This is a genomic window from Nonomuraea sp. B12E4, from assembly GCF_039871825.1.
GTDB lineage: Bacteria > Actinomycetota > Actinomycetes > Streptosporangiales > Streptosporangiaceae > Nonomuraea.
In genome coordinates, this window is the sequence record NZ_JBDPME010000001.1 from 497,653 (window position 1) to 521,877 (window position 24,225).

Annotated in this window: 22 protein-coding genes and 1 pseudogene; 11 read left to right on the forward strand and 12 right to left on the reverse strand. The window is 70.5% G+C overall.

The window, feature by feature from the left end; translation table 11 throughout:
* Positions 1 to 24 precede the first annotated feature (24 nt).
* The 3 genes from ABGB18_RS02205 to ABGB18_RS02215 form a co-directional block, all read right to left on the reverse strand.
* Positions 25 to 978, reverse strand: coding sequence for a ferritin family protein (locus tag ABGB18_RS02205; protein WP_347693582.1), 954 nt, complete (start codon positions 976 to 978; stop codon positions 25 to 27).
* Positions 979 to 1,253: 275 nt separating this feature from the next.
* The gene (locus tag ABGB18_RS02210; RefSeq protein ID WP_347693583.1) at positions 1,254 to 1,823 is read right to left on the reverse strand and encodes a hypothetical protein; all 570 of its coding nucleotides are present in this window, start codon (positions 1,821 to 1,823) and stop codon (positions 1,254 to 1,256) included.
* Between the two features lie 216 nt (positions 1,824 to 2,039).
* Positions 2,040 to 4,631: a GNAT family N-acetyltransferase gene (locus tag ABGB18_RS02215; protein WP_347693584.1), complete on the reverse strand. Its 2,592-nt coding sequence runs from the start codon at positions 4,629 to 4,631 to the stop codon at positions 2,040 to 2,042.
* Between the two features lie 370 nt (positions 4,632 to 5,001).
* On the opposite strand from ABGB18_RS02215, the gene ABGB18_RS02220 reads away from it, so the two are divergent.
* From ABGB18_RS02220 to ABGB18_RS02230, 3 genes are all read left to right on the forward strand, one after another.
* Complete coding sequence (locus tag ABGB18_RS02220) at positions 5,002 to 5,847, forward strand: universal stress protein (protein WP_347693585.1); 846 nt, start codon at positions 5,002 to 5,004, stop codon at positions 5,845 to 5,847.
* Positions 5,848 to 5,935: 88 nt separating this feature from the next.
* On the forward strand, positions 5,936 to 6,592 hold the full coding sequence (locus ABGB18_RS02225) for a CBS domain-containing protein (RefSeq protein ID WP_347693586.1): 657 nt from the start codon (positions 5,936 to 5,938) through the stop codon (positions 6,590 to 6,592).
* Positions 6,593 to 6,601: 9 nt separating this feature from the next.
* Positions 6,602 to 6,751 (forward strand): hypothetical protein, encoded by a 150-nt coding sequence (locus ABGB18_RS02230; RefSeq protein ID WP_347693587.1) that lies wholly within the window; start codon positions 6,602 to 6,604, stop codon positions 6,749 to 6,751.
* A 123-nt stretch (positions 6,752 to 6,874) separates the two neighbouring features.
* On the opposite strand, the gene ABGB18_RS02235 is transcribed toward ABGB18_RS02230, so the two are convergent.
* Positions 6,875 to 7,834, reverse strand: a complete 960-nt coding sequence (locus tag ABGB18_RS02235; RefSeq protein WP_347693588.1) for a hypothetical protein — start codon at positions 7,832 to 7,834, stop codon at positions 6,875 to 6,877.
* 486 nt (positions 7,835 to 8,320) lie between these two features.
* Here ABGB18_RS02235 and ABGB18_RS02240 point away from each other — a divergent pair, with 486 nt between their 5' ends.
* A complete protein-coding gene (locus ABGB18_RS02240) occupies positions 8,321 to 8,851 on the forward strand; it encodes a hypothetical protein (RefSeq protein WP_347693589.1) in 531 nt (176 codons plus the stop codon).
* Between the two features lie 251 nt (positions 8,852 to 9,102).
* Here the strand turns inward: ABGB18_RS02240 and ABGB18_RS02245 are convergent, their stop codons facing one another.
* Complete coding sequence (locus tag ABGB18_RS02245; protein ID WP_347693590.1) at positions 9,103 to 9,759, reverse strand: pyridoxamine 5'-phosphate oxidase family protein; 657 nt, start codon at positions 9,757 to 9,759, stop codon at positions 9,103 to 9,105.
* A gap of 300 nt (positions 9,760 to 10,059) precedes the next feature.
* Between ABGB18_RS02245 and ABGB18_RS02250 the strand changes: the two genes are divergently transcribed.
* Complete coding sequence (locus tag ABGB18_RS02250) at positions 10,060 to 11,034, forward strand: nitroreductase family protein (protein ID WP_347693591.1); 975 nt, start codon at positions 10,060 to 10,062, stop codon at positions 11,032 to 11,034.
* 179 nt (positions 11,035 to 11,213) lie between these two features.
* Here ABGB18_RS02250 and ABGB18_RS02255 read toward each other — a convergent pair whose 3' ends face one another.
* A complete protein-coding gene (locus tag ABGB18_RS02255; protein WP_347693592.1) occupies positions 11,214 to 11,393 on the reverse strand; it encodes a hypothetical protein in 180 nt (59 codons plus the stop codon).
* A gap of 264 nt (positions 11,394 to 11,657) precedes the next feature.
* On the opposite strand from ABGB18_RS02255, the gene ABGB18_RS02260 reads away from it, so the two are divergent.
* Positions 11,658 to 12,314, forward strand: coding sequence for a CBS domain-containing protein (locus ABGB18_RS02260; protein WP_347693593.1), 657 nt, complete (start codon positions 11,658 to 11,660; stop codon positions 12,312 to 12,314).
* 108 nt (positions 12,315 to 12,422) lie between these two features.
* Here ABGB18_RS02260 and ABGB18_RS02265 read toward each other — a convergent pair whose 3' ends face one another.
* Complete coding sequence (locus tag ABGB18_RS02265) at positions 12,423 to 13,064, reverse strand: response regulator transcription factor (protein ID WP_347693594.1); 642 nt, start codon at positions 13,062 to 13,064, stop codon at positions 12,423 to 12,425.
* Between the two features lie 415 nt (positions 13,065 to 13,479).
* Here ABGB18_RS02265 and ABGB18_RS02270 point away from each other — a divergent pair, with 415 nt between their 5' ends.
* From ABGB18_RS02270 to ABGB18_RS02290, 5 genes and pseudogenes are all read left to right on the forward strand, one after another.
* Complete coding sequence (locus ABGB18_RS02270) at positions 13,480 to 13,890, forward strand: pyridoxamine 5'-phosphate oxidase family protein (RefSeq protein WP_347693595.1); 411 nt, start codon at positions 13,480 to 13,482, stop codon at positions 13,888 to 13,890.
* 405 nt (positions 13,891 to 14,295) lie between these two features.
* Positions 14,296 to 15,966, forward strand: a complete 1,671-nt coding sequence (locus ABGB18_RS02275) for a GAF domain-containing protein (protein ID WP_347694288.1) — start codon at positions 14,296 to 14,298, stop codon at positions 15,964 to 15,966.
* 68 nt (positions 15,967 to 16,034) lie between these two features.
* Entirely contained in the window at positions 16,035 to 18,332 is a 2,298-nt protein-coding gene (locus tag ABGB18_RS02280; RefSeq protein WP_347693596.1) for a phosphoketolase family protein, read from the forward strand.
* A 112-nt stretch (positions 18,333 to 18,444) separates the two neighbouring features.
* Positions 18,445 to 18,648: pseudogene (locus tag ABGB18_RS02285) on the forward strand (universal stress protein); the annotation flags it as partial.
* A 142-nt stretch (positions 18,649 to 18,790) separates the two neighbouring features.
* A complete protein-coding gene (locus ABGB18_RS02290) occupies positions 18,791 to 21,073 on the forward strand; it encodes a heavy metal translocating P-type ATPase (protein WP_347693597.1) in 2,283 nt (760 codons plus the stop codon).
* Between the two features lie 105 nt (positions 21,074 to 21,178).
* Here the strand turns inward: ABGB18_RS02290 and ABGB18_RS02295 are convergent, their stop codons facing one another.
* The 5 genes from ABGB18_RS02295 to ABGB18_RS02315 are packed head-to-tail and all read right to left on the reverse strand — an operon-like array spanning position 21,179 to position 23,723.
* Positions 21,179 to 21,331: a hypothetical protein gene (locus ABGB18_RS02295; protein WP_347693598.1), complete on the reverse strand. Its 153-nt coding sequence runs from the start codon at positions 21,329 to 21,331 to the stop codon at positions 21,179 to 21,181.
* Between the two features lies 1 nt (position 21,332).
* Positions 21,333 to 22,016 (reverse strand): CBS domain-containing protein, encoded by a 684-nt coding sequence (locus tag ABGB18_RS02300; RefSeq protein WP_347693599.1) that lies wholly within the window; start codon positions 22,014 to 22,016, stop codon positions 21,333 to 21,335.
* A complete protein-coding gene (locus ABGB18_RS02305) occupies positions 22,013 to 22,600 on the reverse strand; it encodes a CBS domain-containing protein (protein ID WP_347693600.1) in 588 nt (195 codons plus the stop codon). Before ABGB18_RS02305 ends, ABGB18_RS02300 begins: the two co-directional genes overlap by 4 nt.
* 20 nt (positions 22,601 to 22,620) lie before the next feature.
* Positions 22,621 to 23,295, reverse strand: a complete 675-nt coding sequence (locus ABGB18_RS02310) for a CBS domain-containing protein (protein WP_347693601.1) — start codon at positions 23,293 to 23,295, stop codon at positions 22,621 to 22,623.
* An 11-nt stretch (positions 23,296 to 23,306) separates the two neighbouring features.
* Positions 23,307 to 23,723 carry an Hsp20/alpha crystallin family protein gene (locus tag ABGB18_RS02315; protein WP_347693602.1) on the reverse strand — a complete coding sequence of 139 codons (417 nt, stop codon included), beginning with the start codon at positions 23,721 to 23,723 and terminating at the stop codon, positions 23,307 to 23,309.
* Positions 23,724 to 24,225: the final 502 nt, after the last annotated feature.

A 24,225-nucleotide genomic window follows, 5' to 3' on the forward strand; every position in this document is an offset into this window, starting at 1 on the left:
TCCGGCCCCGGCGGCAGCGGCCCACTAGGGCTGCAGCCGATCCAGTGCCCGCTGGAAGGCGAGGGCGTGTGCGGCCTCGTCCTCGGCGTTGTGCGAGAACCGTTCGGCTGCCTCGGTGTCGCCCGCCGCCGCGGCGCGCTTGGCGAAGGTCGGGTACATGGTCTGGGACTCGTACCGCTCCCCGGCGATGGCCTTCTTCAGATTGTCGCTGGTCGTCCCGACGAACCCGGCCAGCTTGGCCTCCTCGGCGAAGTGCTCACGCCGTTCCACGTCGGCGTTGCCGCGGAACAGGTGCGCCACCGCGGGATCCTTGGCGTTCTCAGCGTACAGCCGGTACCTGGCGTGGGCGAGCGCCTCGCCGTGCATGGCGGTGTCCAGGTCACGCTTGGTCTGTTCGGCGCTGACCGCCGGCGGGCCCTGCGGAACCTCCTCCGGCTTGACCCGCGGTGGCGCCGGGACGGTGCCCTTGCCGGATTCGACGACCCGAAGCGCGGTCTCGAAGGCCTGCGCGTGCGTCCCCTCGTCGCGGGCTATCTCGGCGAAGCGGTCGGCCGCCTCGGTGTCGTCGGCGGCCCTGGCCTGGTCGGCGAATCCGGGATACATCTTCTGGGACTCGTCGGTCTCCCCCTTGATCGCGTCCCGTAGGTGCTCCGCGTCGCCGCGTACCAGGCCACTGAGTCCGGCCTCCTCCTTGAAGTGCTCGCCGAACTCCACCTCGGCGGTGCGCTCGAACAGCCGGGCCACCGACGGCAGGTTCTCCCGTCCGGCCTGCGCCGCGTAGAGCAGGTAGGAGGCGTTGGCGAAGGCCTCGCCGCGCATCGACTGCTCCAGGTCTTTGCGGGTCTGAGGGTTCAGTTCCCCCGTCTTTTCCGTGGGCGGTTGCGCCGGTGCAGTCGTGGCGAGCGCGCCGCCGATGGGTGTGCTCAACGCGATCGCGAACGCACTGGTGATGAACGCGCGTGCTGAGAAGCGGACCATGTCTACCTCCCCGGCCGGGTGCGGCCATTTACGGCCATGGTAAAATGGCTTACCTGGCCAGGTGATCGGTAACGGCCCTGCCGGCAAAGCCATGTGCAGCATGCAGGCCATGGTGTAAGGCGCGTCTGATGTGCAGGTATGGTCGAGTCCACCGCACCGGTCGGCGGTGAGACGCACGCCTGGACACCCATCACTCCTCGCGCGCCCCCATGTCGCTGGCATCGCCGCGCGAGTGCCGCCCCGAGCCGGGCACTCCCGACGGCAACGGGTGCGGCTTACTTCAGGATGGGGTAGCGGCGCACCACGGCGGTCTGCCGCCACCACCGGCTCAGCCCGAGGGTGTCACCAGCGTTGACCAGCGCCAGCCCTACCAGCAGAATCGCGTAGATGAGGCGGTAGTCCATGAACACATTGTTCTCAGGCGGCAGCACCGCGCTCCACATCATCACCAGCAGGACCGCCCCCGCCGCTGCGGCGATTCGCATGCCGACCCCCAGCAGCACGGCGACGCCGACCCCGGCCAGGCCGATCATGAACAGCCAGTCGGCCCAGAACGCCCCTGCCAGTCCGTGGTAGAAGTCCGCGAACGGGCCCTTGACCCCGTGCTTCAGGAACGCCTCGGTCGGGCTGCCACCGTTGATCCACGCCTTCGCGGCAGGGGTCTGGCGTCCCAGACCGAAGGTCTTGTCCAGGAACGCCCAGAGGAACACCCAACCCAGCGACAGCCTGGCGATCGCCCACACGTACCGGGCGGTCGGCGACTCGGTGAGCGGTATGGGCCGGGTCAGGTGTAGCGGCCCGCCGGTTCGATGCCCCTGCCGGGGCTTGCTCGCGAAGAAGGACATCTTCCCCCAACCTCCTCCCTTGGCCAGTCCTCTCCACAACTCAACAGGCCGCCTCCGCGGATCGCATAGGCGCAAAGGCACCTGGTTTGTGGGACTTTGGTCCTAACAATCTCGTGCTCCGGGACGACGCGCTCGACTGTGTAACCGCCGCCTGGGGGAGGAGCGGGGAGCGGGTCTCCCACGTTGCGCCGCCGCAGCTCAGAGAGCTCTGGTGGGTCAGCGCAGGTGGCGCAGCAGCGGTGAGGGCGGCGCCTCGCAGGGCGCGACCCTGATCCGCGCGTCCACCGTGGTGGCTCCGTCCGGTGTGACGAGGATCGGATTCAGGTCGAGTTCGGCCACCTGGGGGAGGTCGTCGAGCAGCTGTCCGACGCGTACGAGCTGGTCTTCCAGGGCCGTGGCGGCCACGACGGGTGAGCCGCGGTAGCCGTGCAGCAGCGGGGCGCAGCGCAGTTCGGCGAGCATCGTAGCGGGGTCGGTGACCGGGGGGACGCGGAAGGCCCGGTCGGCCAGGAGATCGGCCATCACCCCGCCCATGCCGACCATGACCAGCGGTCCGAAGGCCGGGTAGTTGACGCCGCCGGCGATGATCTCAACACCGCCGGGCAGCATGTGCTGGACGATGGCGCCCGTCATCTCCGGCCCGATGCGGGCCGACATCCCGCGGTAGGCCCGGCGTGCCTCGTCGGCGGTCCGGAGGTCGAGCCGGACGCCGCCGACGTCGCTCTTGTGCACCGGACCGACGGCCTTGAGCACGGCGGGCAGGCCGACCTCAGAGGCCGCCTCGGCGGCGGCGTCCGGGCCGTGGACCTCGACCGATTCCGTCAGGGCGACGCCGTAGCAGCGCAGCAGCAGGGTGGTGGCCTCGGGGGAGAGCCAGCCGCCCTCAGGGTTCGCCTCCAATGCGGCTCGTACGATCTCTCGCGCGGTCTTGCCGTCCGCCGGAACCGGGGCGGCGGACTGCTCCTCCGAGCGCTGGCGCCATTCGGCGTAGTGCACGGCGTGTGTGAGCGCCTGGATGGCCTGTTCTGGGAAGGCGTAACTGGGAACACGCCCGTCGATGAGGCCGTCGTGGCCGACGACGCAGGCCAGCACGGTCTTGCCCGCTGTCCTGGTCGCTTCGGCGATGGCCTGGCGGGTTTCGTCCAATCCGGAGCCGAACGGCGGGGTGTAGACGACGAGCACCGCATCCACCTCGGATGTGGCGGCGAGTGCCGACACCGCGGTGCCGATCTCCGTGGCGCTCGCGTCGGCGGTCAGGTCGACGGGGTTGCCGAGCGCGGCGGCGGCCCGGGCGTTCAGCAGGCCGGGCGGCAATTCGGGGACGATCAGCCCGTGCCGCTCGCAGGCGTCGGCGGCCATCGCCTGGGGGCCACCCGAATTGCCGACGATGGCGATACGGCGGCCGCGGGGGAGAGGTTGGGTCGAGAGCAGTTTGGCGGTGTCGATCAACTCGTGCACGCTGTCGAGCCGGATGACACCGGCGGCCCGGGTGAGCGCGTCCACCGCGACGTCCGGGGTGGCCGCGGCGGCGGTGTGCGAGCGCACGGCCCGGCCGCCGGCGTCACTGCGGCCGCTCTTGACCAGTAACACCGGCTTGCGCGCCCCCACGCGGCGGGCGATGCGGGCGAACTTGCGGGGATTGCCGAACGACTCCAGATACAGCGCGATCACGTCGGTACCGGGGTCGTCCTCCCAGTATTCGAGCAGGTCATTGCCGCTGACGTCGGCCTTGTTGCCGACCGAGACGAACGAGGAGACGTCGAGCCGCTCCAGCAGTGCGGCGGCCACGGCGCCCGACTGTGACATCAGCGCCACGCGGCCCTGGACGGGGTGATGCGGCAGGAAGCTGGCGTTCAGGCGCGCGCCGGTGTTGACCACGCCCAGGCAGTTCGGGCCGATCAGGCGCATCCCGGCCGTACGGCAGATCTTCAGCAGCTCGGACTCCCCGTCCCGCTGCCCGGCCTCGGCGAATCCTGACGTCAGGACGACGAGCCCGGCCACGCCGGCGTCGGCGCAGTCGCGGGCCACGTCCAGCACGTGCCGGGCGGGAACAGCCACGACCGCCAGGTCCACGCCGTCGGGGATCTTGTCGTGGCAGGCGAGGCCGGCCACCTCGGCGGCGTGGGGGTTGACGGGGTAGACGGTCCCGGGGAAGCCGCCGTCGACCAGGTTCCTCAGCACCTTGTGCCCCACGGCCTGCTCGTTCCGGCTCGCGCCGATCACCGCCACCGAGCGGGGGGTGAGCACGCGCGCCAGCGAGGCGCGTTCGGCCTCATGGTCGCGGGCCTCGACACCGGCTCGGAGCCGGGACGTGGGCTCGGCGGCGATGCTGATGTGAAAAGTGCCGCCGTCGATGCGCTGGGCGACGTCCAGGCCGAGGTCGTGCAGCACGCGGAGCATCGGGCGGTTCTCGGCCAGCACGTCGGCCACCAGCTCGCGCACTCCGTGCCCGGCGGCGTCCAGGGCGACGTGCTCCAGCAGCAGGGTGCCCAGGCCGTGGCCGTGAACGGCGTCGTCGATGAGGATGGCCAGGTCGGCGCTGCCGTTGTCGACGGGGAGGTACTCGGCGACCGCGACCAGCCGGTCGCGTACGGTGGCCACCAGGGCGTGGCCGCGGTATCTGTCGCTGGTGACGCGATCCATGTAGGAGTGGGCGGTGCCCCGACCGCCGGTGAAGAAGCGCAGGTAGGCCGAGCGTTCCGACGAGCGGTCCACCAACTCGTGCAGGGCGTCGCGATCGGAGGGGCGCAGGGGGCGCACGTGGGCGATGCCGCCGTCACGCAGCAGTACGTCGTATCCATCAGGCATGGCGGATCTCCCGTTCGTGGGTGGGCTCGTGTCGTCCGGCGGAGGGCATCAGGTGTCTCCCACATCAAGGCTGTCCGGCAGGCGGATCACTGAGCAGGGCCGGACGGTCCTGGCGGCAGGGACCAAGGTCACTGGCGCCGCATCAGCTGATCTCGGGGACCATCTCGGTCGCGCCTGCCGGGCATTCCGCCACGCACGGGCCGGCGGCGTGTCCGGCGACGAAGCGGAGGTGGTCACGGTCGATGTCGGTGAGAACCATCGCCCCGACCGTCGGCAGCCAGGGCCTTTCGGCCCCTGCGATGACCGACCTCCGGCCCTGCACGGTGCCCTCGCGACCAGGTCCGATGGAGAGGAGACGAAGGAGGACAACATGATCATCGTCGGAGTGGACGGCTCCGTGACCTCACGCGCCGCCGTCGAATGGGCGGCCAACGACGCTCTCCGCATGCGGGTCCCGCTGCGGATCGTGCACGCGGTGGATCGCTCCTGGTACCAGGTCGGCAGATTTCCTATCGACGACGTGCCCGACACGCTGCTGCGCGAGGGGCGGCGGATCCTGCGTGAGGCGCTGGCCCTCGTGCACGAGCGTCAGCCGTCCGTTGAAGTCACGACGCAGGACGTCGAAGGCACCCCCGCCGTGGTCCTGTGCGATCAGGCCAAGGACGCCACCGAGATCGTGGTCGGGAGCCGGGGCCTGGGTGGCTTCGCCGGCGCGTTGCTGGGCTCGGTGAGCACGCAGGTGGCGGTGCAGGCTCGGTGCCCCGTCGTCGTGGTACGCGGCGAGCGCCGGCCGGTGCCGTACGGGGAGGTCGTGGTGGGTGTGGACGACTCGGCGGAATGTGAGCCGGCGCTGGCCTGCGCCTTCGAGCAGGCCAAGCTGCGCGGCGCCGCGCTGAGGGTGGTGCACGCCTGGCAGTTGCCCGTGCACGCCTACGCCCCGGAGGTGGCGTACGACATGGACGAGATCCGTGCGGCGCAGCACCAGGGCGTCCGCGACCGGCTGGCCGCGTTCAGAAAGGACTACCCGCAGGTCGAAGTGATCGAGCACGTGCCCGTCGCGCACCCGGTGGCGGCGCTGACCGAGGCGTCCGGCCGGGCGGATCTGCTGGTGATGGGCTCACACGGGCGCGGCCCCCTGGGATCGGCGCTGCTCGGCTCGGTCAGCCGGGGGGTGCTGCACCACGCCAACTGCCCGGTGGCGGTGGTGCGCGCGTAGGACTTTGGGCCCCGGCATCCGGGACGTTCGCCGCTGCCGGGCAGGGCCGCCGCGCAGGAGCCTGGGAGTAGAAAGCGAGGTGGACATCATGTCGATCGAAGTCAAGGACGTCATGGGACGAGTGGCCATCGCCGTGCTGGAGGACGCGAGGTTCGCCGACATCGTGGCGGCGATGAAGCGGTTCGCGGTGGGGGCGGTGACCGTGATCGACGCGGATCGGCGGCCGGTGGGCGTGGTGTCGGAGGACGACTTGCTGCTCAAGGAGGCCGACACGGTGCGGCACGCCGTGTCGATGTTCGAATCCCGCAGGCAACGGCGCGAGCACGAGAAAGCGGCGGGCGTGCGGGCGGCCCAGCTCATGACCTCCCCGGCGATCACGGTCACACCGGGAACCTCCGTGCGTGACGCGGCCCGCCTGATGCACGACAAGCGGATCAAGCAGCTTCCCGTGATCGACGTGGTCACCGGCCGGATCGTCGGCACCTTGCACCAGCGGGACGTGCTGCGCGTCTTCACCCGCCCGATCGCCGAACTGGAAGCGGACATCAGAGCGGTGCTCGACGACCCCGAGACGTTCACCCTCGAGATCGACAAGGGCGTGGTGACCATCAGCGGACAGGTGCGGCGGAGGTCCCAGGCCATCGCGCTCGTCGAGGCGGTACGCGCGGTCGAGGGCGTCGTCGACGTCGTGGCGGACGTGGCCAGTGACGAGGACGACCTCATCGTTGTCCCCCCGCTGCTGTAGAAGCCGGTCATGGACACGGCATGGCGGATCGAGGTACACGGGATCGTCCAGGGCGTCGGCTTCGGCCGTTCGCGCACCGGCTCGCGGCCGGGACGTGGCCGTCACTCCGGCGAGGCGTCCGGGACGCGCGCCGCGCCGCGCCACCTCATCGACCGCTGAGGCAGCCCGCGCCCTGCGACGTGCGCCTTTCACCGAAGACCGCAAGAAGGTCAGCAGAGACGCGGCGAACGGCCTCTACACCTTCGGGATCGGCGTCCGGCTGTTCGGCGGCCGCGGGTCATGTCAGGCACGCGTGAGTTCCAGCTCGGTGGCGGGACGGCGCGGGCTACGGGGCACATGAGGACCGTAACCGAGCCTCGTGATCATTTGTGGGTGGCCGCGCCGGTGGCGCGGATCGCGTCGGCGGCGCATGTCACGCAGGTCGAGCGGCTGGTTCAGGAACGACGCCGACACGCCATGCCGTGCCGCGACCAGCAGCACCCGCTGCAACGCCTGCCCGGCCCGCAGCCAGTCGACGGGCCGGTCGCCCATCGTGGTGAGCACGGCGAGCTGGGGCCGCTCCTCGAACCGGGTCTCGCCCTGCCGCCGCCCGAAGTCACGCGTCGGGGACGGGTCATGCAGAGGACGAGGGCCCTGGGCGCAGTCCGGCACGCCGTCATAGAGTGCGCCGCGCATCGTCCAGGCCGCCAGCTCGGCGCGATAGTCGTGGTCGCGGGACAGTTCGTCCTCGGCGATGGCGGCGTAGTCGAGTGTGTCGGCCGTTCCGTGCCGGTCCAGCGGCATGAGCCGGGCACCCTCACGGGAGGCGGCCAGGCACAGCTCGGCCATGACCGCAGGCGGGATCCGCCGGTCCCAGAACGGCCGGCGGCTGGTGCGCCGCACGGGGATGAGGTCGTACAGCTGCCGCTGCTCGGCCGTCGCGGGCAGGGCCGTTCCGACGCGGACGGCGGCCAGGAGATCGGGCTCCGCCTCGGGCGAGGGAAGCAGGAACACCATCGGCCGCCACCCGGCCGTCCGCACCGCCAGGCGCAGGTTGAACAGGGCCGCACCGCAGCTGACGTGCTGGTTGCGCCCTCGCGGGTCGCTCACCCGCAGGTGCCGCTCGGCGTCGGCGTACAGCTCGACCAGCTCACGACCGGCCACGCGGAAACGCCATGGCTGGGTGTTGAGCACCGACGGCGCCTGACCGGCCGCCACCAGCAGCCTTCGAACGCCGGATTCGTGAACGAGTGGAGTGAACATGGCGCACCTCCCGCCATTGACCCTCCCGCGAGCCCCTGGTCCACGGGCAGTGCCGGACGGCCCATGCACGGGTGCCGAAAGGCCCTGCCCGGCACACCCGCTCGGTGAGAACCGTGGCGGTCATGGCGGCGCCACCCTGTCTCACCCAAGTGAGGCTCGCCAGTGCCCAGGTGACGGCAGGCCGGCCGCCGACGGCCCATCCTGCTTCCGCCGGCCCGTCGCACGCTCCCGTAGGTGTCAGCCCCACGGATGGTGCCCGGGGACAAGCTGCGCGTTGCCGGCGTCCTGGCTCACGCGGCCAGGTCGTGGCCATGGCCGGTGACTGGGTCCATACAGGCTGTGGCGGACGCGTGGAGCCACACCGGCGTCCGAGGGAGAGGACCAAGGTCCCATGGAACGACAGTCGTACGGCACTGCTGGCCAACCGCCGGAAGCGGTGTGATGAAAGCGCGGATAAGGGACGAAATCAAAGGAAAGGGGGCCGTCATGGCCGCCACGATCAGCAGGCCCGCCATGCATACAGGAGCAGCCACCGCCGCCGAACGCCGCTCGGTCGATTACGTCTGGGCAGCCGCCCGGATCGCGATCGGCTGGGTCTTCCTGTGGGCGTTCCTGGACAAGACCTTCGGCTGGGGTTTCGCCACTCCGGCCAACCGCGCCTGGATCGAGGGCGGCAGTCCGACGACCGGGTTCCTCAAGGGCACGGGCGAGCACGCGCTCGGCGGGTTCTTCAGCTCGCTGGCCGGGCAGGCGTGGGTGGACTGGTTGTTCATGGCCGGCCTGCTGGGCGTCGGCCTGGCGCTGATCCTGGGCGTCGGCACCCGGATCGCCGCCGGTGCCGGCAGCCTGATGCTGGTCCTGATGTGGGCGGCTGAGCTGCCCCTGGAGACCAACCCGTTCATGGACGACCACATCATCTACTCCATCGTCCTCATCGGCCTCGCTCTCGCGGGCGCGGGCGCCACGTTCGGGCTCGGCAACCTGCCGATCGTCCGGCGCAACGCCTGGCTCAAGTAGCTCACACAGGGAATGCCTACCTCCGGGTTCGGGGGTAGGCATTCCCTGTTGGCGGGATCTGGGTCACTCGCGCTGGTCGGCCGGCAGGTGGGGTACATAGTTCATTCAGCACCGACCAGGTCCGGAATGCCGGAACACACCAGAGGGCAAGCGCCGGCCTCATCCCCGGGCTGGCCAGGCACGTCGTGGTCGGCTACGAGGGCTCAGAGCGCTCCCGAGCGGCGATGAAGCACGCCACCGAGCCGGGCGCCTCAGAGGCCGTGGATGCGACGGCCGGTGATCTGATGGGGCACGATGCGGATGTACAGGTGGCGTTGGCCACCCGCCCACGGGGTGACCTCGGCATCGGCCACCGTGGCCAGTTCGTCGTCCGGCACGTGGTGCGCGGGCCCCTGGACGAGGACGCTCCAGCCCGCGCGCTGGGCCTCGTCGATCCGGTCCACCTGGAAACCTATCTTGATGTCCACGCCCTCCAGCCCGGTCCGCAGATCCTGGTCCATGGGGCCACCGTGCGCGGTCCGGAAGACGATGGCGCCGTCGTGCAGCTTGTAGTTGACGGGCAGCACCGTCGGCCCGTGCAAGCCGCTGAACGCGACTCGGCCGATACCCCCGGGCGCGATCAGGCGCAGGCACTCCTCGGGCTTGAGCACCTCCAGGACCGGCTCGGCCATGGCCGAACCGGGACCAGGCGGGCGATCCCGGCCACCGCCCAGCAGATCCTCCACGGTGGTCTCCAACGCCTTGGCCAGCCGGGCCACCGTGCCCATGTCGGGTGTGCGCAGGTGATCTTCCAGGTACTGGATGTAGTCGGCTGACATGTCCGCGCGGTCGGCGACCTGCTCAAGACTGAGGTCCAGCCTCGTACGATGATGGGTGATGCGACGCCCGAAGTCGCCGGTGTGTGTCATGAGCGTGTCCTCCCGTGGTGATGACGCCGATGGCGGACGTCGTGGTTGACGCGTGCCGCCTTGTGGGAAGCTACCCATTCGCCTGCCGGATCGGACAGGGCCTTTGGGCCTGAGCTTTCCCGATCTCCGGCCTCGGCCAGGACCTACGGCCTCGCCCCGGCCGGTCTCGATCATCAGCGTCGAACGTCTCTGATCCCCTCGATGGTGCCGTGCACAAGGCTTGGCAAACGAGGAGCCGGCGTGCTTCACCGGACGCCTCCGGTGTGATGCGCTGAGCGCATCGTCTCCTGGAGGTGCACCATGAGCATCCGCTCGCCGAAGCAGGCACTGGACGCCGCGGTGGAAGCCGGCCGCTGGGCCCCATCCGTGCACAACACCCAGCCCTGGGCCTTCGCCGTCTCCGGAGAGGAAATCAGCCTGAGGGCCGACACCAGCAGGCAACTTCCGGTGAGCGATCCCGCGGGCCGGGAGCTGCTGATCAGCTGCGGTGCCGCCCTGTTCACCATGAGCACCACCATCCGCTTCGAGGGCTACGAACCCGTCGTCCGAATCCTTCCTGATCCCGACCGGCCAGGCTTGCTGGCCACGATCAGACCGGGCGAGGAGATCGAGGCCGACGAGCTGACATGGGTCCTCGGAGGCGAGATCGAACGGCGCCGTACCCACCGGGCCGGCTTCGCCGACGTGCCGATACCCGACCAGCTCATCGAGTCGCTGGCCAGGGCGGCCATGAGGGAGGGCGCCAAGCTGACGCCCATCCGCTCCCCGGCCGCGGTGAACGTGCTCGCCGCGCTCACGCAGGCGGCTCAGGGCGTCCAGGTGCAGGAGCAGCGGTTCAGCCTGGAGCTCATCCGCTGGTCACAGCCGCCGGGCGGTGCCCGTGCCGACGGGGTGCCTGCCGATGCCTATCCGCGGGAGCCCGTGCCGACGGAGCCTGACTTCCCGCAGCGCCGCTATTCCTGGCGGCACGGCTGGGGGATCCCGGCCACCCGGAGCGAGGCGTCGACCGGAGTGGTGGCCGTCCTGACCACGCCGGGCGACAGCCGCGAGGAGTGGATCGCCACCGGTCAGGCGCTGCAGCGTGTCCTGCTGCACGCCTCAGCGCACGGCGTCAGCGCCGCCTTTCACACGCAGGCCCTGGAAATGGATCTGTTGCGCGAGTTCCTGCGTCAGGAGCTCTGCTCCGGCGAGTACCCGCAGATGATCATGCGGCTGGGCGTCACCTTCGACAGCAAGGATGTCCCCCGCCGACCGCTCACCGACGTGCTGGAGTGAGGGGGACCAAGGTCCTTCGGCGACGGGCCGTACGACACTGAACGCCACCGGCCGCGAACCGTGTGATGGAGGTGCGAGAGGGACGTACGACGGAACCGAAGGGAGGCCGCCATGGCCACCAGCACCCGCAAGCCCGTGATGGACACCGGCGTCGGCAGGGCGGCGCGCACCTCCGTCGACTACGTCTGGGCGGTTGCCCGGATCTCGATCGCGAACCGCTGCGGGCGCGGCCGGCCGGCCGGCGGGTGCCGGTCGTGCTGGACGATGTCACCGATGCCGGGCAGACCCAGTCGCCGCTGCGGGCCCTGCCGCGCGGTGCTGCTGACCAGCCGGATCGACCTGGCGGTGCCGTACGGCATGACCCGCATCCGGCTGCCCGCCCTGCCGCCCCCCGAGACGGTCGCGCTGTTCGCGTCGCTGGTCGACCCGTCACAACGGCCCGCTCCCGCCGGCTTTCCGCAGCCCCCACCCTCGCGGCCGCGCCTGGCGGCCGAGGCCTTCGCCGAACGGCTGCGAGCGCGCGGCGGAGACACGGGACCTTCGGCCGGCGGCGGGGGGACGTTCGCCGCTGGCTCCGCGGCCCGCCGTACGGGAGCGTGGGAGGTGGAAGCGAGGTGGACGCCATGTCGATCGAAGTCAAGGACGTCATGGGACGTGTGGCCATCGCCGTGTCGGCGGACGCGTCGTTCGCCGACATCGTGGCCGCCATGAAGCGGTACGCGGTCGGCGCGGTCACCGTCATCGACGCCGACCGGCGGCCGATGGGCGTGGTCTCCGAGGACGACCTGCTGCTCAAGGAGATCGACCCGGTACGGCACAGCGTGTCGATGTTCGAGTCCCGCAGGCAGCGGCGCGAGCATGAGAAGGCCGCGGCGGTCACGGCGTCCCAGCTGATGACCTCCCCGGCGATCACCGTCACCCCGCGCACCAGCGTGCGCGACGCGGCCCTGCTGATGCACGCCAAGCGCATCAAGCAGTTGCCGGTGATCGATCCGGTCACCGGGCGCGTGGTCGGCACCCTGCACCAGCGCGACGTGCTGCGGGTGTTCACCCGCCCCGCCGCGGAACTGGAGGCCGACATCCGGGCCGCACTCTCGGACCCCGGCCCGTTCTCCATCGAGATCGACGCAGGTGTGGTGACGATCGGTGGACGGGTGCAGCGGAGATCGCAGGCCATCGCCCTCACCGAGGCGGTCCGCGCCGTCGAAGGCGTCGTGGATGTCGTGTGCGAGGTGGTCTCCGGTAACGACGACCTCATTGTCGTCCCTCCACTGATGTAGGAGTGCCGTCGCGGACGCGGCATGGCGGATCGAACCGCCCCATCACCGTGGCCCGGCGGAGCGTCGCACCACACTGAGCCGATCGCTGAGCGCAGGCGGTGCCGCCGGTCATTCCTTGCGGTCGGCCCGCAACCGTGCGGCCAGGGCCGCCGCCTGCGTACGGCGCTGCATGTCCAGCTTGGACAGCAGGTTGGAGACGTAGTTCTTGACCGTCTTCTCGGCCAGGAACATGCGCTCGCCGATCTGCCGGTTGGTCAGCCCTTCCCCGATGAGGTCGAGGATGTGCCGCTCCTGGGCGGTCAGCGCCGCGAGGGGGTCTTTCCTTTCGGCCTGGTCGCGCAGGCGCTGCAGCATGGCGGCGGTGGTCTGCGGGTCGAGCAGCGACTGGCCGGAGGCGACCGTGCGGACGGCGCCGACCAGGTCGGAGCCGTGGATCTGCTTGAGCACATAGCCGGCGGCCCCGGCCATCACCGCGTCGAACAACGCGTCGTCGTCGGCGAACGAGGTCAGCATCAGGCACGCCAGCCCCGGCACCCGCGAGCGCACCTCCCGGCACACGTCCACGCCGTTGCCATCCGGCAATCGCACGTCGAGCACCGCCACGTCCGGCTTGAGCGCCGGGATGCGGGCGACCGCGGACTCCGCGGTGCCCGCCTCGCCGATCACCTCGATGTCGTCCTCAGAGTCCAGCAGGGCGGCCACACCCCGGCGTACAACCTCGTGATCATCGAGGAGGAACACACGAATCATACCTGCGACGCTACCGAAGCGGTGGCATCGCCGAAAGGACGAAAGTCCCGAAGTGGCGCCGGCGAAGGTCCTCCGGCACGGGCCCTCCGATGCTGGGCGGGCGACGATCTCCAGCGTGTCGTGGTCCTGAAAGGGACACAGAGGAGGAAACATGATTCGCGTGGCGGTGGACGGCTCCAGGGCCGGCCTCGCCGAGGCGCGCGGGCTCCCATCCTGCGTCGCTATCTGGCCTGTGCGCCGGGCGCGGTGCTCGGCGTCGCGCCGACCACACGCAGTCGGTCCGGCACCGGAGTGGCCGTGGACGCGGCGATGGGCCGGCAAACACGTTGTGCTGTGACGAAGGACTTTCGGCCCTACCCCCGGTCGTGATCCGCGCACCACGATGTACCGATGACCTCGCAAACGGTCCGGCGACATGCATCCCCGTGACCTCAAGGAACTGTCCACGGTGGACTCACTGCGACGGCTGGCCAGCGTGCCGATCGGGCGGATCGTGTTCACCCGCAACGCGCTGCCCGCCATACGGCCGGTGAATCACATTGTCACGGGCGGCCAGATCGTCATCCGCTCCGGCCACAGCGCCATACTGAGCGTGGAACTGGCCGCCGCCGACGTCGTGGTGGCGTTCGAGGCGGACGACCTCGACATCGTGGAGCGGCTGGGCTGGAGCGTGGTCGTGACGGGCAGGGCCCAGCTGGTGAGCCGCTCCGAAGAGGTCGCCCGCTACAAGGACCTGCTGCAGCCCTGGGTGGCAGGTGAGATGGACCAGGTGATCCGCATCCGCCCAGAGATCATCACGGGCTTCGAACTGGTTCCCGTCCACTGACCGGACCGGAGGTTCACGGGCGGCCCCAGGTGACGGGGAAGCTCCAGGACGTCGTCCTCTCGCCGAGTGAGCGCCTCCTGGACGTCTACGATGCTGCCCTCGACGACGCGCCGCCTGGTCTCGTAGTCGTCGCGCAGGTGCATCCTGAGCAGGTCACGCCTGCTGAGGATGCCCCGCAGTCCCGGAACCCCTCCTTGCGCGCGAGATCCCCTTCGGCCCCTCCTACCTCTCTTTCATCGCGCTTTCTCCCACGGCGCCGTCGTGAGGGTCCGGAGCCCTTGACCGGGAGCCCTTCGGAGGCGCCGAAGGTCCTTGAGCAGGCGCGACGTCGCTGATCGGCCGTACTGGGCATCCGGCCGTCCCGATGCGACACTGTTCGGCGTGGAAAGTGAGCACAGCCCGCTGATGCCGCAGATGCGGCTCGATGAACTGCTGGCGGAGTTGCAGGTTCGGCTGAACGCCGTGCTGGCCACCCGTGACCGGGTGCACGCGCTGCTGGAGGCCGTCGTGTCGGTGGGCAGCGATCTCGACCTGCCGACGGTCCTGCGACGCATCGTGGAGACGGCGACCACGCTGGTGGACGCCAGCTACGGGGCGCTGGGTGTGGTCGGGCAGGACAGCACGCTGCTGCAGTTCATCCCGGTCGGGCTGACCGAGGAGGAGATCGCCAGGATTGAGCACTGGCCGCACGGGCTGGGCCTGCTCGGGCTGCTGATCAAGGATGCCCGGCCGCTGCGGCTGGCCCGCATCTCCGATCATCCGGAGTCCTATGGCTTCCCGCCCGGCCACCCCCCGATGGGGACCTTCCTCGGCGTGCCTGTCAGGGTGCGCGACGAGGTGTTCGGCAACCTGTACCTCACGGAGAAGCGCGGCGGCGGCGAGTTCGACGAAGAGGACGAGGCGGTGGTGATCGCCCTGGCCACGGCGGCCGGCGTGGCGGTGGAGAACGCCCGCCTGTACGAGGAATCGCGCAGTCGCGAGACCTGGCTGCAGGCGTCGTCTGAGGTGACCACGAGCCTGCTGTCCGGCGCCGACCCGCGCGAGGTGCTGTCCGTGGTGGCCGCCCGCGCCCGCCAGATGGGCGACGCGGACCTGGTCGAGGTGCTGCTGCCGGATGCCGCCGGACAGGCGCTCGTGGTGGAGGTCGCCGAGGGGGAGGGCGCGGAGGGCCTGCTGGGAACCCTGGTCGAGATATCGGCCACGCTCGAGGGCGCCGCGTTGGCCCAAGGAGAGCCGCTGTCCAATGCGGACATGAAGAGCGCCCCCTATCCGGGCTCGCCGCTGCGGCGGCTCGGCTACGGCCCGGGACTCGTCGTCCCGCTGGGCACCGCACCGGCCGTGCGCGGGGTGCTGGTGCTCGCCAAGCGCAGCGGTCGGCTGCCTTTCAGCCGGGCGACCCAGCAGATGCTGGGGGCGTTCGCCGGCCAGGCGGCGATCGCGCTGGAACTTGCCGAGGCGCGGCGGGACGCCGAACGGCTCGGCCTGCTGGAGGACCGCGACCGGATCGCCAGGGACCTGCACGACGTGGTCATCCAGCGGCTGTTCGCGACCGCGATGACGTTGATGAGCACGCTCCGGCTGGTGGAGCGGCCCGAGGCGGGCAAGCGGCTGCAGCACGCGATCGACGAGCTGGACGAGACGATCCGGCAGATCCGCTCGTCCATCTTCGCCCTGCAGGGCTCGCCCGCCGATGCCGCGCCGAGCCTGCGCGGGCAGATCGTGGAGCTGGTGGAGGGCGCGGGCAGCCACCTGGGGTTCATGCCGGGCCTGCGGATGGAAGGCCAGATCGACACCCTGGTGCCCGATTCCGCCGCCGAGCATCTGGTGGCGGTGTTGCGCGAGGCGCTGTCCAATGTGGTCCGCCACTCCCGCGCGACCCGTGCCGACGTGTCCGTCGAGGTCACGAGCGCCGGCCTCACTCTGGTGGTCACGGACGACGGCGTCGGTCTGGGCGAGGGCGGGCGCCGCAGCGGGCTGCACAACATCGAAGAACGGGCCGGCCGGTTGGGCGGCACCGCGGAGTTCGGGTCCCCCGGCGAGGGCGGGACACGGCTGCGCTGGCAGGTCCCCCTGTGAGGTTGGCCCGCGAGCCTGGGGACCAAGGTCCCTAGGCAGCACCTGCGGCCGCGGAAATCATCGTGACCATGACGATGACACAGGCGATCGACGCGTACTGGCGTGCCGCGAACTACCTGTCCGTGGGGCAGATCTACCTGCTGGACAACCCCCTGCTGACCGAGCCGCTCCGACCCGAGCACGTCAAACCCCGCCTGCTCGGTCACTGGGGCACCACACCGGGCTTGAACTTCTGCTTCGCCCACCTCAACCGGATCATCAACGAGCGCGACCAGGACATGATCTACATCGCCGGTCCCGGGCACGGCGGCCCGGCCGCGGTCGCGCACGCCTGGCTGGAGGGCTCCTATTCGGAGGCGTACCCCGAGGTCTCCCAGGACGCCGTCGGCATGCGCAGGCTGTTCCGGCAGTTCTCCTTCCCCGGCGGCATCCCCAGCCACGTGGCACCTGAGACACCGGGCTCGATCCATGAGGGCGGTGAGCTCGGCTACGCCCTCGCCCACGCCTACGGGGCCGCGTTCGACAACCCCCGGCTGGTCGTGGCCTGCGTGGTCGGGGACGGCGAGGCCGAGACCGGCCCGCTGGCCACGAGCTGGCACTCCAACAAGCTGCTCGATCCCAGCCGCGACGGTGTGGTCCTGCCCATCCTGCACCTGAACGGCTACAAGATCGCCAACCCGACGCTCCTGTCCAGGATCCCCGAGACGGAGCTGCTCAAGCTCATGGAGGGCTACGGCTACCGTCCGCACATCGTCGGCCCGGACCACGAGCAGATGGCCGGGACGCTGGACGTGGTGTTCGACCAGATCGCCGCCTACAAGGAAGGCCGCGCGAACCGTTCCCCTATGATCATCCTACGGACGCCCAAGGGCTGGACCGGGCCGCGCGAAGTCGACGGCCTGCCCATCGAGGGCACCTGGCGGGCCCATCAAGTGCCCCTGTCCGGGGTCCGCGACAACCCCGGGCACCTGGCGATGCTGGAGGAGTGGATGCGCTCCTACCGCCCGGAGGAACTGTTCGACGCCGACGGCCGCCCGGCGCCCGCCGTGCTGCGGACGGTGCCCGAGGGGCCGCTGCGGATGAGCGCCAACCCGCACGCCGACGGCGGCGAACTGCTGGCCCCGCTGGCCCTGCCGGACTTCCGCGAGTACGCGGTGCAGGTCAAGACGCCCGCCGTCCAGTCAAGCGAGCCCACCCGCGTCCTGGGCGCGTTCCTGCGGGACGTGATCGCGGCCAACCCGCGCACCTTCCGGCTGATGGGGCCCGACGAGACGGCCTCCAACCGGCTGCAGGCCGTCTTCGAGACCACCACGCGCGCCTGGAACGCCGAGGTCGAACCCACGGACGAGCATCTGGCGGCCGGTGGCCGCGTGATGGAGGTGCTGTCCGAGCATCTGTGCCAGGGCTGGCTGGAGGGCTACCTGCTGACCGGCCGCCATGGCCTGTTCAACTGCTACGAGGCGTTCATCCACATCATCGACGCCATGTTCAACCAGCACGCCAAATGGCTGCAGGCCGCGAAGCGGATCCCTTGGAGGCGACCGATCGCCTCGCTCAACTACCTGCTGTCCTCCCACGTGTGGCGCCAGGACCACAATGGCTTCAGCCACCAGGACCCCGGCTTCCTCGACATCGTGGTCAACAAGAAGGCGGAGATCGTGCGCGTCTACCTGCCGCCGGACGCCAACACGCTGCTCTCCGTCGGCGACCACTGCCTGCGCTCTCGCGACTACGTCAACGTCATCGTCGCCGGCAAGCAGCCGGTGCTCGATCTGTTCACCATGGACGAGGCCATCGCCCACTGCACCCGCGGCCTCGGCATCCTGCCGTGGGCCTCCACCGACGCCGGCGACAAGCCGGACGTGGTGCTGGCCTGCGCCGGCGACGTGCCCACCCTGGAGACCCTGGCCGCCGCGGCCATCCTGCGCGAGCACCTGCCGCGGCTCAAGGTCAGGGTGGTCAACGTCGTGGACCTCATGCGGCTCCAGCCGCCGTCCGAGCACCCGCACGGCATGCCGGACGCCGAGTTCGACGCCCTGTTCACCACCGACAAGCCGATCATCTTCAACTTCCACGGCTACCCGTGGCTGATCCACCGCCTCACCTACCGCCGTCGCGGCCACGCCAACCTGCACGTGCGCGGCTACAAGGAGGAGGGCACCACGACGACGCCGTTCGACATGTGCATGCTCAACGACATCGACCGCTTCCACCTGGTGATGGACGTCATCGATCGCGTGCCGGGGCTGGGCGCCACCCAGGCGCACCTGCGCCAGCAGATGGCCGACGAACGTCTGCGGGCCCGCGCCCACACCCGCGAGCACGGCGAGGACGCGCCCGAGGTCCGTGAGTGGACCTGGGCGTGATCAGCAGCGCACACAGGAGGACCCAAGTCCCCTCAGAACGAGAGAGACGCCTCTGAACGACACCGCCTCTCCCGGGAGAGCGTGAATGAGATCGAACAGGCGGAGGCAGACGATGAACCAGCATGAGCTCGGCGTCCTGGTCGGATACGAAGGATCGTTGCCGGCGCACGAAGCCCTGCGATGGGGTGCCGCCGAAGCCGCCGGCAGAGGGCTGCCGCTGACCGTGTGCCACGCGTGGGACTGGCCCCACCACAAGTGGCCCGGCGCACTGGTTCCGCTCGAACTCGTCCGCCGCCCCGCACAGTCGCGAAATTTCCGCCATACGAGTGCCATTGGTCTCCAAAGCCGCGGACCAAGGGACCTGTGCGTGACGCGGCGTGGGTATGAATGGCCGATCGGCAGTTGGAGCAGGTCGAAGGTCCCTGGGGGAGAATCACCGGAGCGGCGAGGATTATTGGGTGAAGCGTTCGAGGCTGGCGGCCTTCCTGGCGCTCACGGTCGCCGCGCTGGCCGTCGGAGGGGTGCTGAAGTTGATCGGCCGTCCCGACTGGGGCGATGCGGTGTTCGCGGCCGGGACGGTCATCGCCATCCTGCCCGCGTCGTGGTGGGTGGTGTCGGCGCTTCGGGGCGGCAGGCTCGGTGTGGACGCCATCGCGGTGCTCTCCCTGGCCGGTACGCTGTCCGTGCGGGAGTACCTGGCGGGCTCGCTGATCGCGGTGATGCTGGCCAGCGGCCGTGCGCTGGAGGAGTACGCGATGAGGCGGGCCCGGCGCGACCTGACCGCGCTGTACGAGCGGGCGCCGCGGTGGACACACCGCTACGGGAACGACGGCCCGCGCAAGGTGGATGTTTCCGAGGTGTCACGAGGCGACCTGCTGCTGGTTCCCGCCGGCGAGATGGTGCCGGTCGACGGCGTGGTGGCCGGGGGCGCGGCGGCGGTGCTGGACGAGTCGGCCCTCACCGGTGAGGCGCTGCCGGTGGAGTATCCGGTCGGGGAAAGGGTGCGAAGCGGTGTCGTGAACGCCGGGCCGGCCTTCGATCTGATGGCCACCGCAGCGGCGGACCAGAGCACCTACGCCGGTGTGGTGCGACTGACCCGCGAAACCGAGGCGGACAGTGCTCCGGTGGTGCGGCTGGCCGACCGGTTCGCCGCTTGGTTCCTGCCCGCGACGCTGGGGATGGCCGGGCTGGCGTGGGCTCTGTCGGGAGATGCGGTGCGGGCCGTCGCCGTGCTCGTGGTGGCTACCCCGTGCCCGCTGCTGCTGGCCGCACCGGCCGCGATCGCCTCCGGTCTGTCACGCACTGCCCGCCGGGGTGTCGTGGTCAAGGGTGGCGGCTCCCTGGAGAGGCTGGGCCACGCCCGCACGCTCGTCCTTGACAAGACGGGGACCCTGACTCAGGGCCGTCCCGAGGTGGTGGACATCGTCGCCGCGGACGGCTTCACACCGCAGGAGGTGCTGGGCCTGGCGGCGGCCGTCGACCGGATGTCCTCGCATGTGCTGGCCGCCGCCATCGTGCGCCGCGCGGACGAGGGGGGAGGCACGCCGTACCGGGTCGCTCAGGTGCGCGAGGAGGCCGGATCCGGCACCACGGGGACGGTCGGTGACCGAGTCGTGCGCGTCGGAAAGGCGCCGGCTGGGACCGATTCGGCGTGGATGGCGACCCAGCGGGCCAGAGCGGCCCTCGACAGCGCGACGACCGTCTGGGTCAGCGTGGACGGTGTGATCGCTGGAGTGATCTTCCTGCGGGATGCGGTGCGTTCGGATGCCGCACGTACGCTACGCAGGCTCCGGTCGGCCGGCATCGGCCGCGTGGTCATGCTCACCGGCGACCGGACCGAGGTCGCCGAGAGCGTGGCGGCCGTGCTCGGCGTCGATCGCGTGCTTGCGGAGAGAACGCCCGAGCAGAAGGTCGCGGCCGTCCAGGAGGAGGCCGGGCGCGCGCCGACGGTGATGGTCGGCGACGGCATCAACGACGCGCCGGCGCTGGCCGCCGCCCACGTCGGGGTGGCCATGGGGGCGCGCGGTTCGGCGGCCTCGGCCCAGGCGGCTGACGTGGTGTTGACCACCGACCGGCTCGACCGGCTGGCCGACGCCATGGACGTGGCCCGCCGTACCCGGCGCATCGCCGTACAGAGCGCGGCGGTGGGTCTCGGCCTGTCGCTGGCCGCCATGGTCGTGGCCGCCGCGGGCTTCCTTCCACCGGCGGCCGGAGCGCTCCTGCAGGAGGCCATCGACGTCGCGGTGATTCTCAATGCCCTGCGTGCCCTGCGTCCAGCCAGGGGAACCCGCTTGGACGTCGACGCCCCGACCGGCGCGCTGCTGCACCGCTTCGAGCAGGAGCACGCCGTGCTGCGGCCCGCGCTGGGCCTGCTGCGAGAAGCCGCCGACGCGCTCGATCGGCCGTCGCCGAGGGCGCTTGCCCTGCTGCGCAGAGTCCACGAAGCATTGACCAGCGAGATCCTGCCGCATGAGCAGGCCGAGGAGCGGCGCCTGTACCCGGCGCTCAGCCGGCTGCTCGGCGACCCCGAGGCCACAGTCACCATGAGCAGGGCACACGCCGAGATCAGCAGGCTTGCGGCGAGACTGGGCCGTCACCTGGACCTCGCCACCGCACAAGGCCTCAGGCCCGAGCAGCTCGACGATCTGCGGGCCTGCCTGTACGGACTCCATGCCGTGCTGACCCTGCACTTCGCACAGGAGGAAGAGGCGTACTTCTCGCTCGCCCAGCGGGCCGGCTGAGGACCAACGGCGTCTCGTTCCGGGACCTCGTGCCCAGGCGCCACGCTCGGACTCGGCAACCTGCCGATCGTCCGGCGCAACGCCTGGCTGAAGTAGTGCGAACGATCACACGCCCACCTCCGGCACACCGGAGGTGGGCGTTGACCTGTACAGGACCGTGGTCCCCGACCATCCGGGCCGGGTCACCATGCGCACGGTGGTGGGTTCGCGAAGGGTCGTCGCCATGCTGGTGAACGGGCTACGCAGGACGGGCTCCATGTCATGCTCCGCCCCAGATGGGCAGGTCGGCGATGTCGTCGTGCTTCCAGGTGAGCTCGTCGCGCACGGCGACGACGCCGTCGATGTTCTCGGCCAGGCGGACGGCGGTGACGGCCTGACTGCGCTCGGCGTACGTCCCGGTGAGCGTGACGACAGCGTCGGTCACGGTGACGTCCGCCCTGCCGCGCAGGACCTCGCGTACCTCCTGCTCGATGTCCTTGTCGAGGCGCAGGAAGACCTTGATCAGGTCGTGGCGGCTGACGATGCCGACCAGGCGGCCGTCGGTGTCCACGACCGGCAGGCGTTTGACGCCGTAGCGGTCCATCAGGCGCGCGGCCGACACGACGGCTGCCTCAGGAGTGGTGATGTGGGCCGGAGCGCTCATGAGCGCGCCGGCGGTCTCGCCGAGGGACTTGTGGTAGCCGCTGCCCTCGCTGCCGGCGGTGTGGCGGATGCGGGCGCGTAGCGGCGGCCGGTAGCCGTCGCCGTAGTAGCGCTCCTTGAACTCCTCCTTGGCCAGCAGGTCGGCCTCGGACACGACACCCAGGACGCGGTTGTCGTCGTCCAGCACCGGCACGCCGCTGACGCCCCGGCTGATGAGCAGCTCGGCCACGGTGTGGAAGGACGCCTTCTCGTTGACGGCGGCCACGTCGGTGGTCATCACGTTCTCGACGGTGGTTCTCATGGTGATCTCCTGAGGTGCCTGACCCGGACGATGCCGGGCACGGTGCGGGCGAGCAGGTCGGCGACGTGGTCGGCGTGCTCGTGGGTCGGCCCGGACAGCTCGGCGACGCCGTTGTGCACGGCGACCTCCCAGCTCGGGCCGAACGGGTACTGCTCGCGCAGCGCGGCCACGACCGCCCGGCGCAGCTCGTCGTCGGGGCGGGCCAGCATCGCCATCAGATCGCGGCGGCTGACCATGCCGACGAGCTGCGCGCCGCGGACCACGGGCAGGCTCTTGATCCGCTTGCCCACCATGAGGTCGATGGCCGTGGTGATGTCGGTGGTCTCGGTGACGGTGACGGCCTCGCGGGTCATGACCTCGGTGACCCGCCGAGGCGGCGGCTCGTGCGCCGCGTGCGGGGGAAGGACGGTGGCGCGAGGGTCCGGTTCGAACTCTCCGCGCAACAGATCCAGTTCGCTGACGACACCCACGAGGCGACCTGAGTCGTCGACGACGGGAGCGGCGGTGATGTCGTTGTCATAGAGGGTCCGGACGGCCCGCCGCACCGGGTCGGTGCGGCGGACGGTGATCACACGACTGCTCATGACCTCGCGCACGAGCATGGCTACATGCCCTCCCACCTGGAGTCGTCGGTCTTCCAGTTGAGCTCGTCCACGACGTCGACCACGCCGTTGACGCGGCCGGTCATGCGGACGGCGATGGCGGCCTCGGTGCGGCGTTCCATCCAGCCGGACAGTGTCACGACGCCCTGGCGGACCCCCACCTGGATGCCGTCGGTGTTGACCCACAGCCTGCGGTCCAGGATGTCGTCGCGGACCTCCGTGGCGATCTCCTCGTCCGCGCGCAGGAACAGCTTGACCAGGTCGCGCCGGCTGACGATGCCGACGAGCCGGCCGTTGTCGTCGACGACCGCGAGCCGCTTGACGTCGTGGGCGTCCATGAGGCGCGCGGCCGAGACGGCCGACGCCCCACTCGAGATGGTGACGGCCGGGCTGGTCATCAACTCGGCGGCGGTGTCGCCCTCGGCCTTCTGCCGCCCCTTGGGGTGGCGCAGCCGGGCGCGTAGCGGCGGCCGGTAGCCCTCGCGGTAGAACTCCTCCCGGAATTCCTCCTTGCGCAGCAGGTCGGCCTCGGACACCATGCCGAGCACGTGGCCGCCGTCGTCGATGACCGGGACGGCGCTGATGCCGCCGGAGATGAGGGCTTCGGCGATGTCCTTGAAGGGGGTGGCGGCGGTGACCGTGACGACCTTGGTCGTCATCACATCCGCGACGGTCATGCGCATGGCACTCAGCGCTTCTCTGGCTTCTGTACGAGGATGCGGGTGCCGGCCGGCTTGGGCTCGGTGAGCTTCACGCTGACCTCGAGGATGCCCTGGTCGTAGGCGGCCGTGACATCGCTCTCGTCGGCGCCGGGCGGAAGCGTGATCGAGCGGGTGAACGCGCCGTAGGCGAACTCGGTGCGGTGGGCGTCCTTCTGCTCGTGGTGGCGCTCGGCCTGGATGGTGAGGATGCCGCGGGCCAGGGTGATCTCGACGTCCTTGTCGGTGTCGATGCCGGGCAGCTCGGCGCGCAGGACGTACCGGCCGTCCTTGACGTAGTCCTCCAGCTTGATCCGTACCTGCGGGCGTAGCCCGGCGAGCGGGGACTCCAGCAGATCGAAGATCTCCGGGAACAATCCGCGGTTCCGGCGCGCGATGGCGTTCATACCTTCCTCCTTGTCGTTCGCTTTCATCACATCTCGCGACGCTGGCGATTTTCAGGGGCGAAGGTCCCGAACGGGGCAGTCGTTGGTCAGCTCAGGCCGCGCCGCAGCGGCCAGGGCGGCTTCAGCAGTGCGCGCCCCTGTTGTCCGCGTGTTCGGCGTTCTCGGGCTCCGCGCAGGCCCTGGCCGCGATGGGGGCGTTCATCGGCGTGTTGCCGCTGGGCGGCACTTTCCCGCCGGTGGCCGGATGGACCCTCGCCGCTGGCGATTCCCGTGAGGGCGCCGGCCGAGCCGTGCACAAGGCTTGGCGAGCGAGGAGCCGGCGTGCTTCACCGGACGCCTCCGGTGTGATGCGCTGAGCTCATCGTCTCCTGGAGGTTCGCCGGCGCCCAGATCGTACAAAACCCCGGGGGAGCTCCAGGGCCAGGACTGTGGCCAACGCCGCCACGCCCGGCCCTGGTTCGGCAGGAGCTCGTCGTCCAGGTCACCCCAGCCGGCTCGCCCC

What these genes read in the sequence shown, in the direction of transcription:
- ABGB18_RS02205 (WP_347693582.1), bottom strand. Translation starts at nt 978, where the DNA reads ATGGTCCGCTTCTCAGCACGCGCGTTCATCACCAGTGCGTTCGCGATC.
- ABGB18_RS02210 (WP_347693583.1), bottom strand. Translation starts at nt 1,823, where the DNA reads ATGTCCTTCTTCGCGAGCAAGCCCCGGCAGGGGCATCGAACCGGCGGG.
- ABGB18_RS02215 (WP_347693584.1), bottom strand. Translation starts at nt 4,631, where the DNA reads ATGCCTGATGGATACGACGTACTGCTGCGTGACGGCGGCATCGCCCAC.
- ABGB18_RS02220 (WP_347693585.1), top strand. Translation starts at nt 5,002, where the DNA reads ATGATCATCGTCGGAGTGGACGGCTCCGTGACCTCACGCGCCGCCGTC.
- ABGB18_RS02225 (WP_347693586.1), top strand. Translation starts at nt 5,936, where the DNA reads ATGTCGATCGAAGTCAAGGACGTCATGGGACGAGTGGCCATCGCCGTG.
- ABGB18_RS02230 (WP_347693587.1), top strand. Translation starts at nt 6,602, where the DNA reads ATGGACACGGCATGGCGGATCGAGGTACACGGGATCGTCCAGGGCGTC.
- ABGB18_RS02235 (WP_347693588.1), bottom strand. Translation starts at nt 7,834, where the DNA reads ATGTTCACTCCACTCGTTCACGAATCCGGCGTTCGAAGGCTGCTGGTG.
- ABGB18_RS02240 (WP_347693589.1), top strand. Translation starts at nt 8,321, where the DNA reads ATGGCCGCCACGATCAGCAGGCCCGCCATGCATACAGGAGCAGCCACC.
- ABGB18_RS02245 (WP_347693590.1), bottom strand. Translation starts at nt 9,759, where the DNA reads ATGACACACACCGGCGACTTCGGGCGTCGCATCACCCATCATCGTACG.
- ABGB18_RS02250 (WP_347693591.1), top strand. Translation starts at nt 10,060, where the DNA reads ATGAGCATCCGCTCGCCGAAGCAGGCACTGGACGCCGCGGTGGAAGCC.
- ABGB18_RS02255 (WP_347693592.1), bottom strand. Translation starts at nt 11,393, where the DNA reads ATGCCGTACGGCACCGCCAGGTCGATCCGGCTGGTCAGCAGCACCGCG.
- ABGB18_RS02260 (WP_347693593.1), top strand. Translation starts at nt 11,658, where the DNA reads ATGTCGATCGAAGTCAAGGACGTCATGGGACGTGTGGCCATCGCCGTG.
- ABGB18_RS02265 (WP_347693594.1), bottom strand. Translation starts at nt 13,064, where the DNA reads ATGATTCGTGTGTTCCTCCTCGATGATCACGAGGTTGTACGCCGGGGT.
- ABGB18_RS02270 (WP_347693595.1), top strand. Translation starts at nt 13,480, where the DNA reads ATGCATCCCCGTGACCTCAAGGAACTGTCCACGGTGGACTCACTGCGA.
- ABGB18_RS02275 (WP_347694288.1), top strand. Translation starts at nt 14,296, where the DNA reads ATGCCGCAGATGCGGCTCGATGAACTGCTGGCGGAGTTGCAGGTTCGG.
- ABGB18_RS02280 (WP_347693596.1), top strand. Translation starts at nt 16,035, where the DNA reads ATGACGATGACACAGGCGATCGACGCGTACTGGCGTGCCGCGAACTAC.
- ABGB18_RS02295 (WP_347693598.1), bottom strand. Translation starts at nt 21,331, where the DNA reads ATGGAGCCCGTCCTGCGTAGCCCGTTCACCAGCATGGCGACGACCCTT.
- ABGB18_RS02300 (WP_347693599.1), bottom strand. Translation starts at nt 22,016, where the DNA reads ATGAGAACCACCGTCGAGAACGTGATGACCACCGACGTGGCCGCCGTC.
- ABGB18_RS02305 (WP_347693600.1), bottom strand. Translation starts at nt 22,600, where the DNA reads ATGAGCAGTCGTGTGATCACCGTCCGCCGCACCGACCCGGTGCGGCGG.
- ABGB18_RS02310 (WP_347693601.1), bottom strand. Translation starts at nt 23,295, where the DNA reads ATGACCGTCGCGGATGTGATGACGACCAAGGTCGTCACGGTCACCGCC.
- ABGB18_RS02315 (WP_347693602.1), bottom strand. Translation starts at nt 23,723, where the DNA reads ATGAACGCCATCGCGCGCCGGAACCGCGGATTGTTCCCGGAGATCTTC.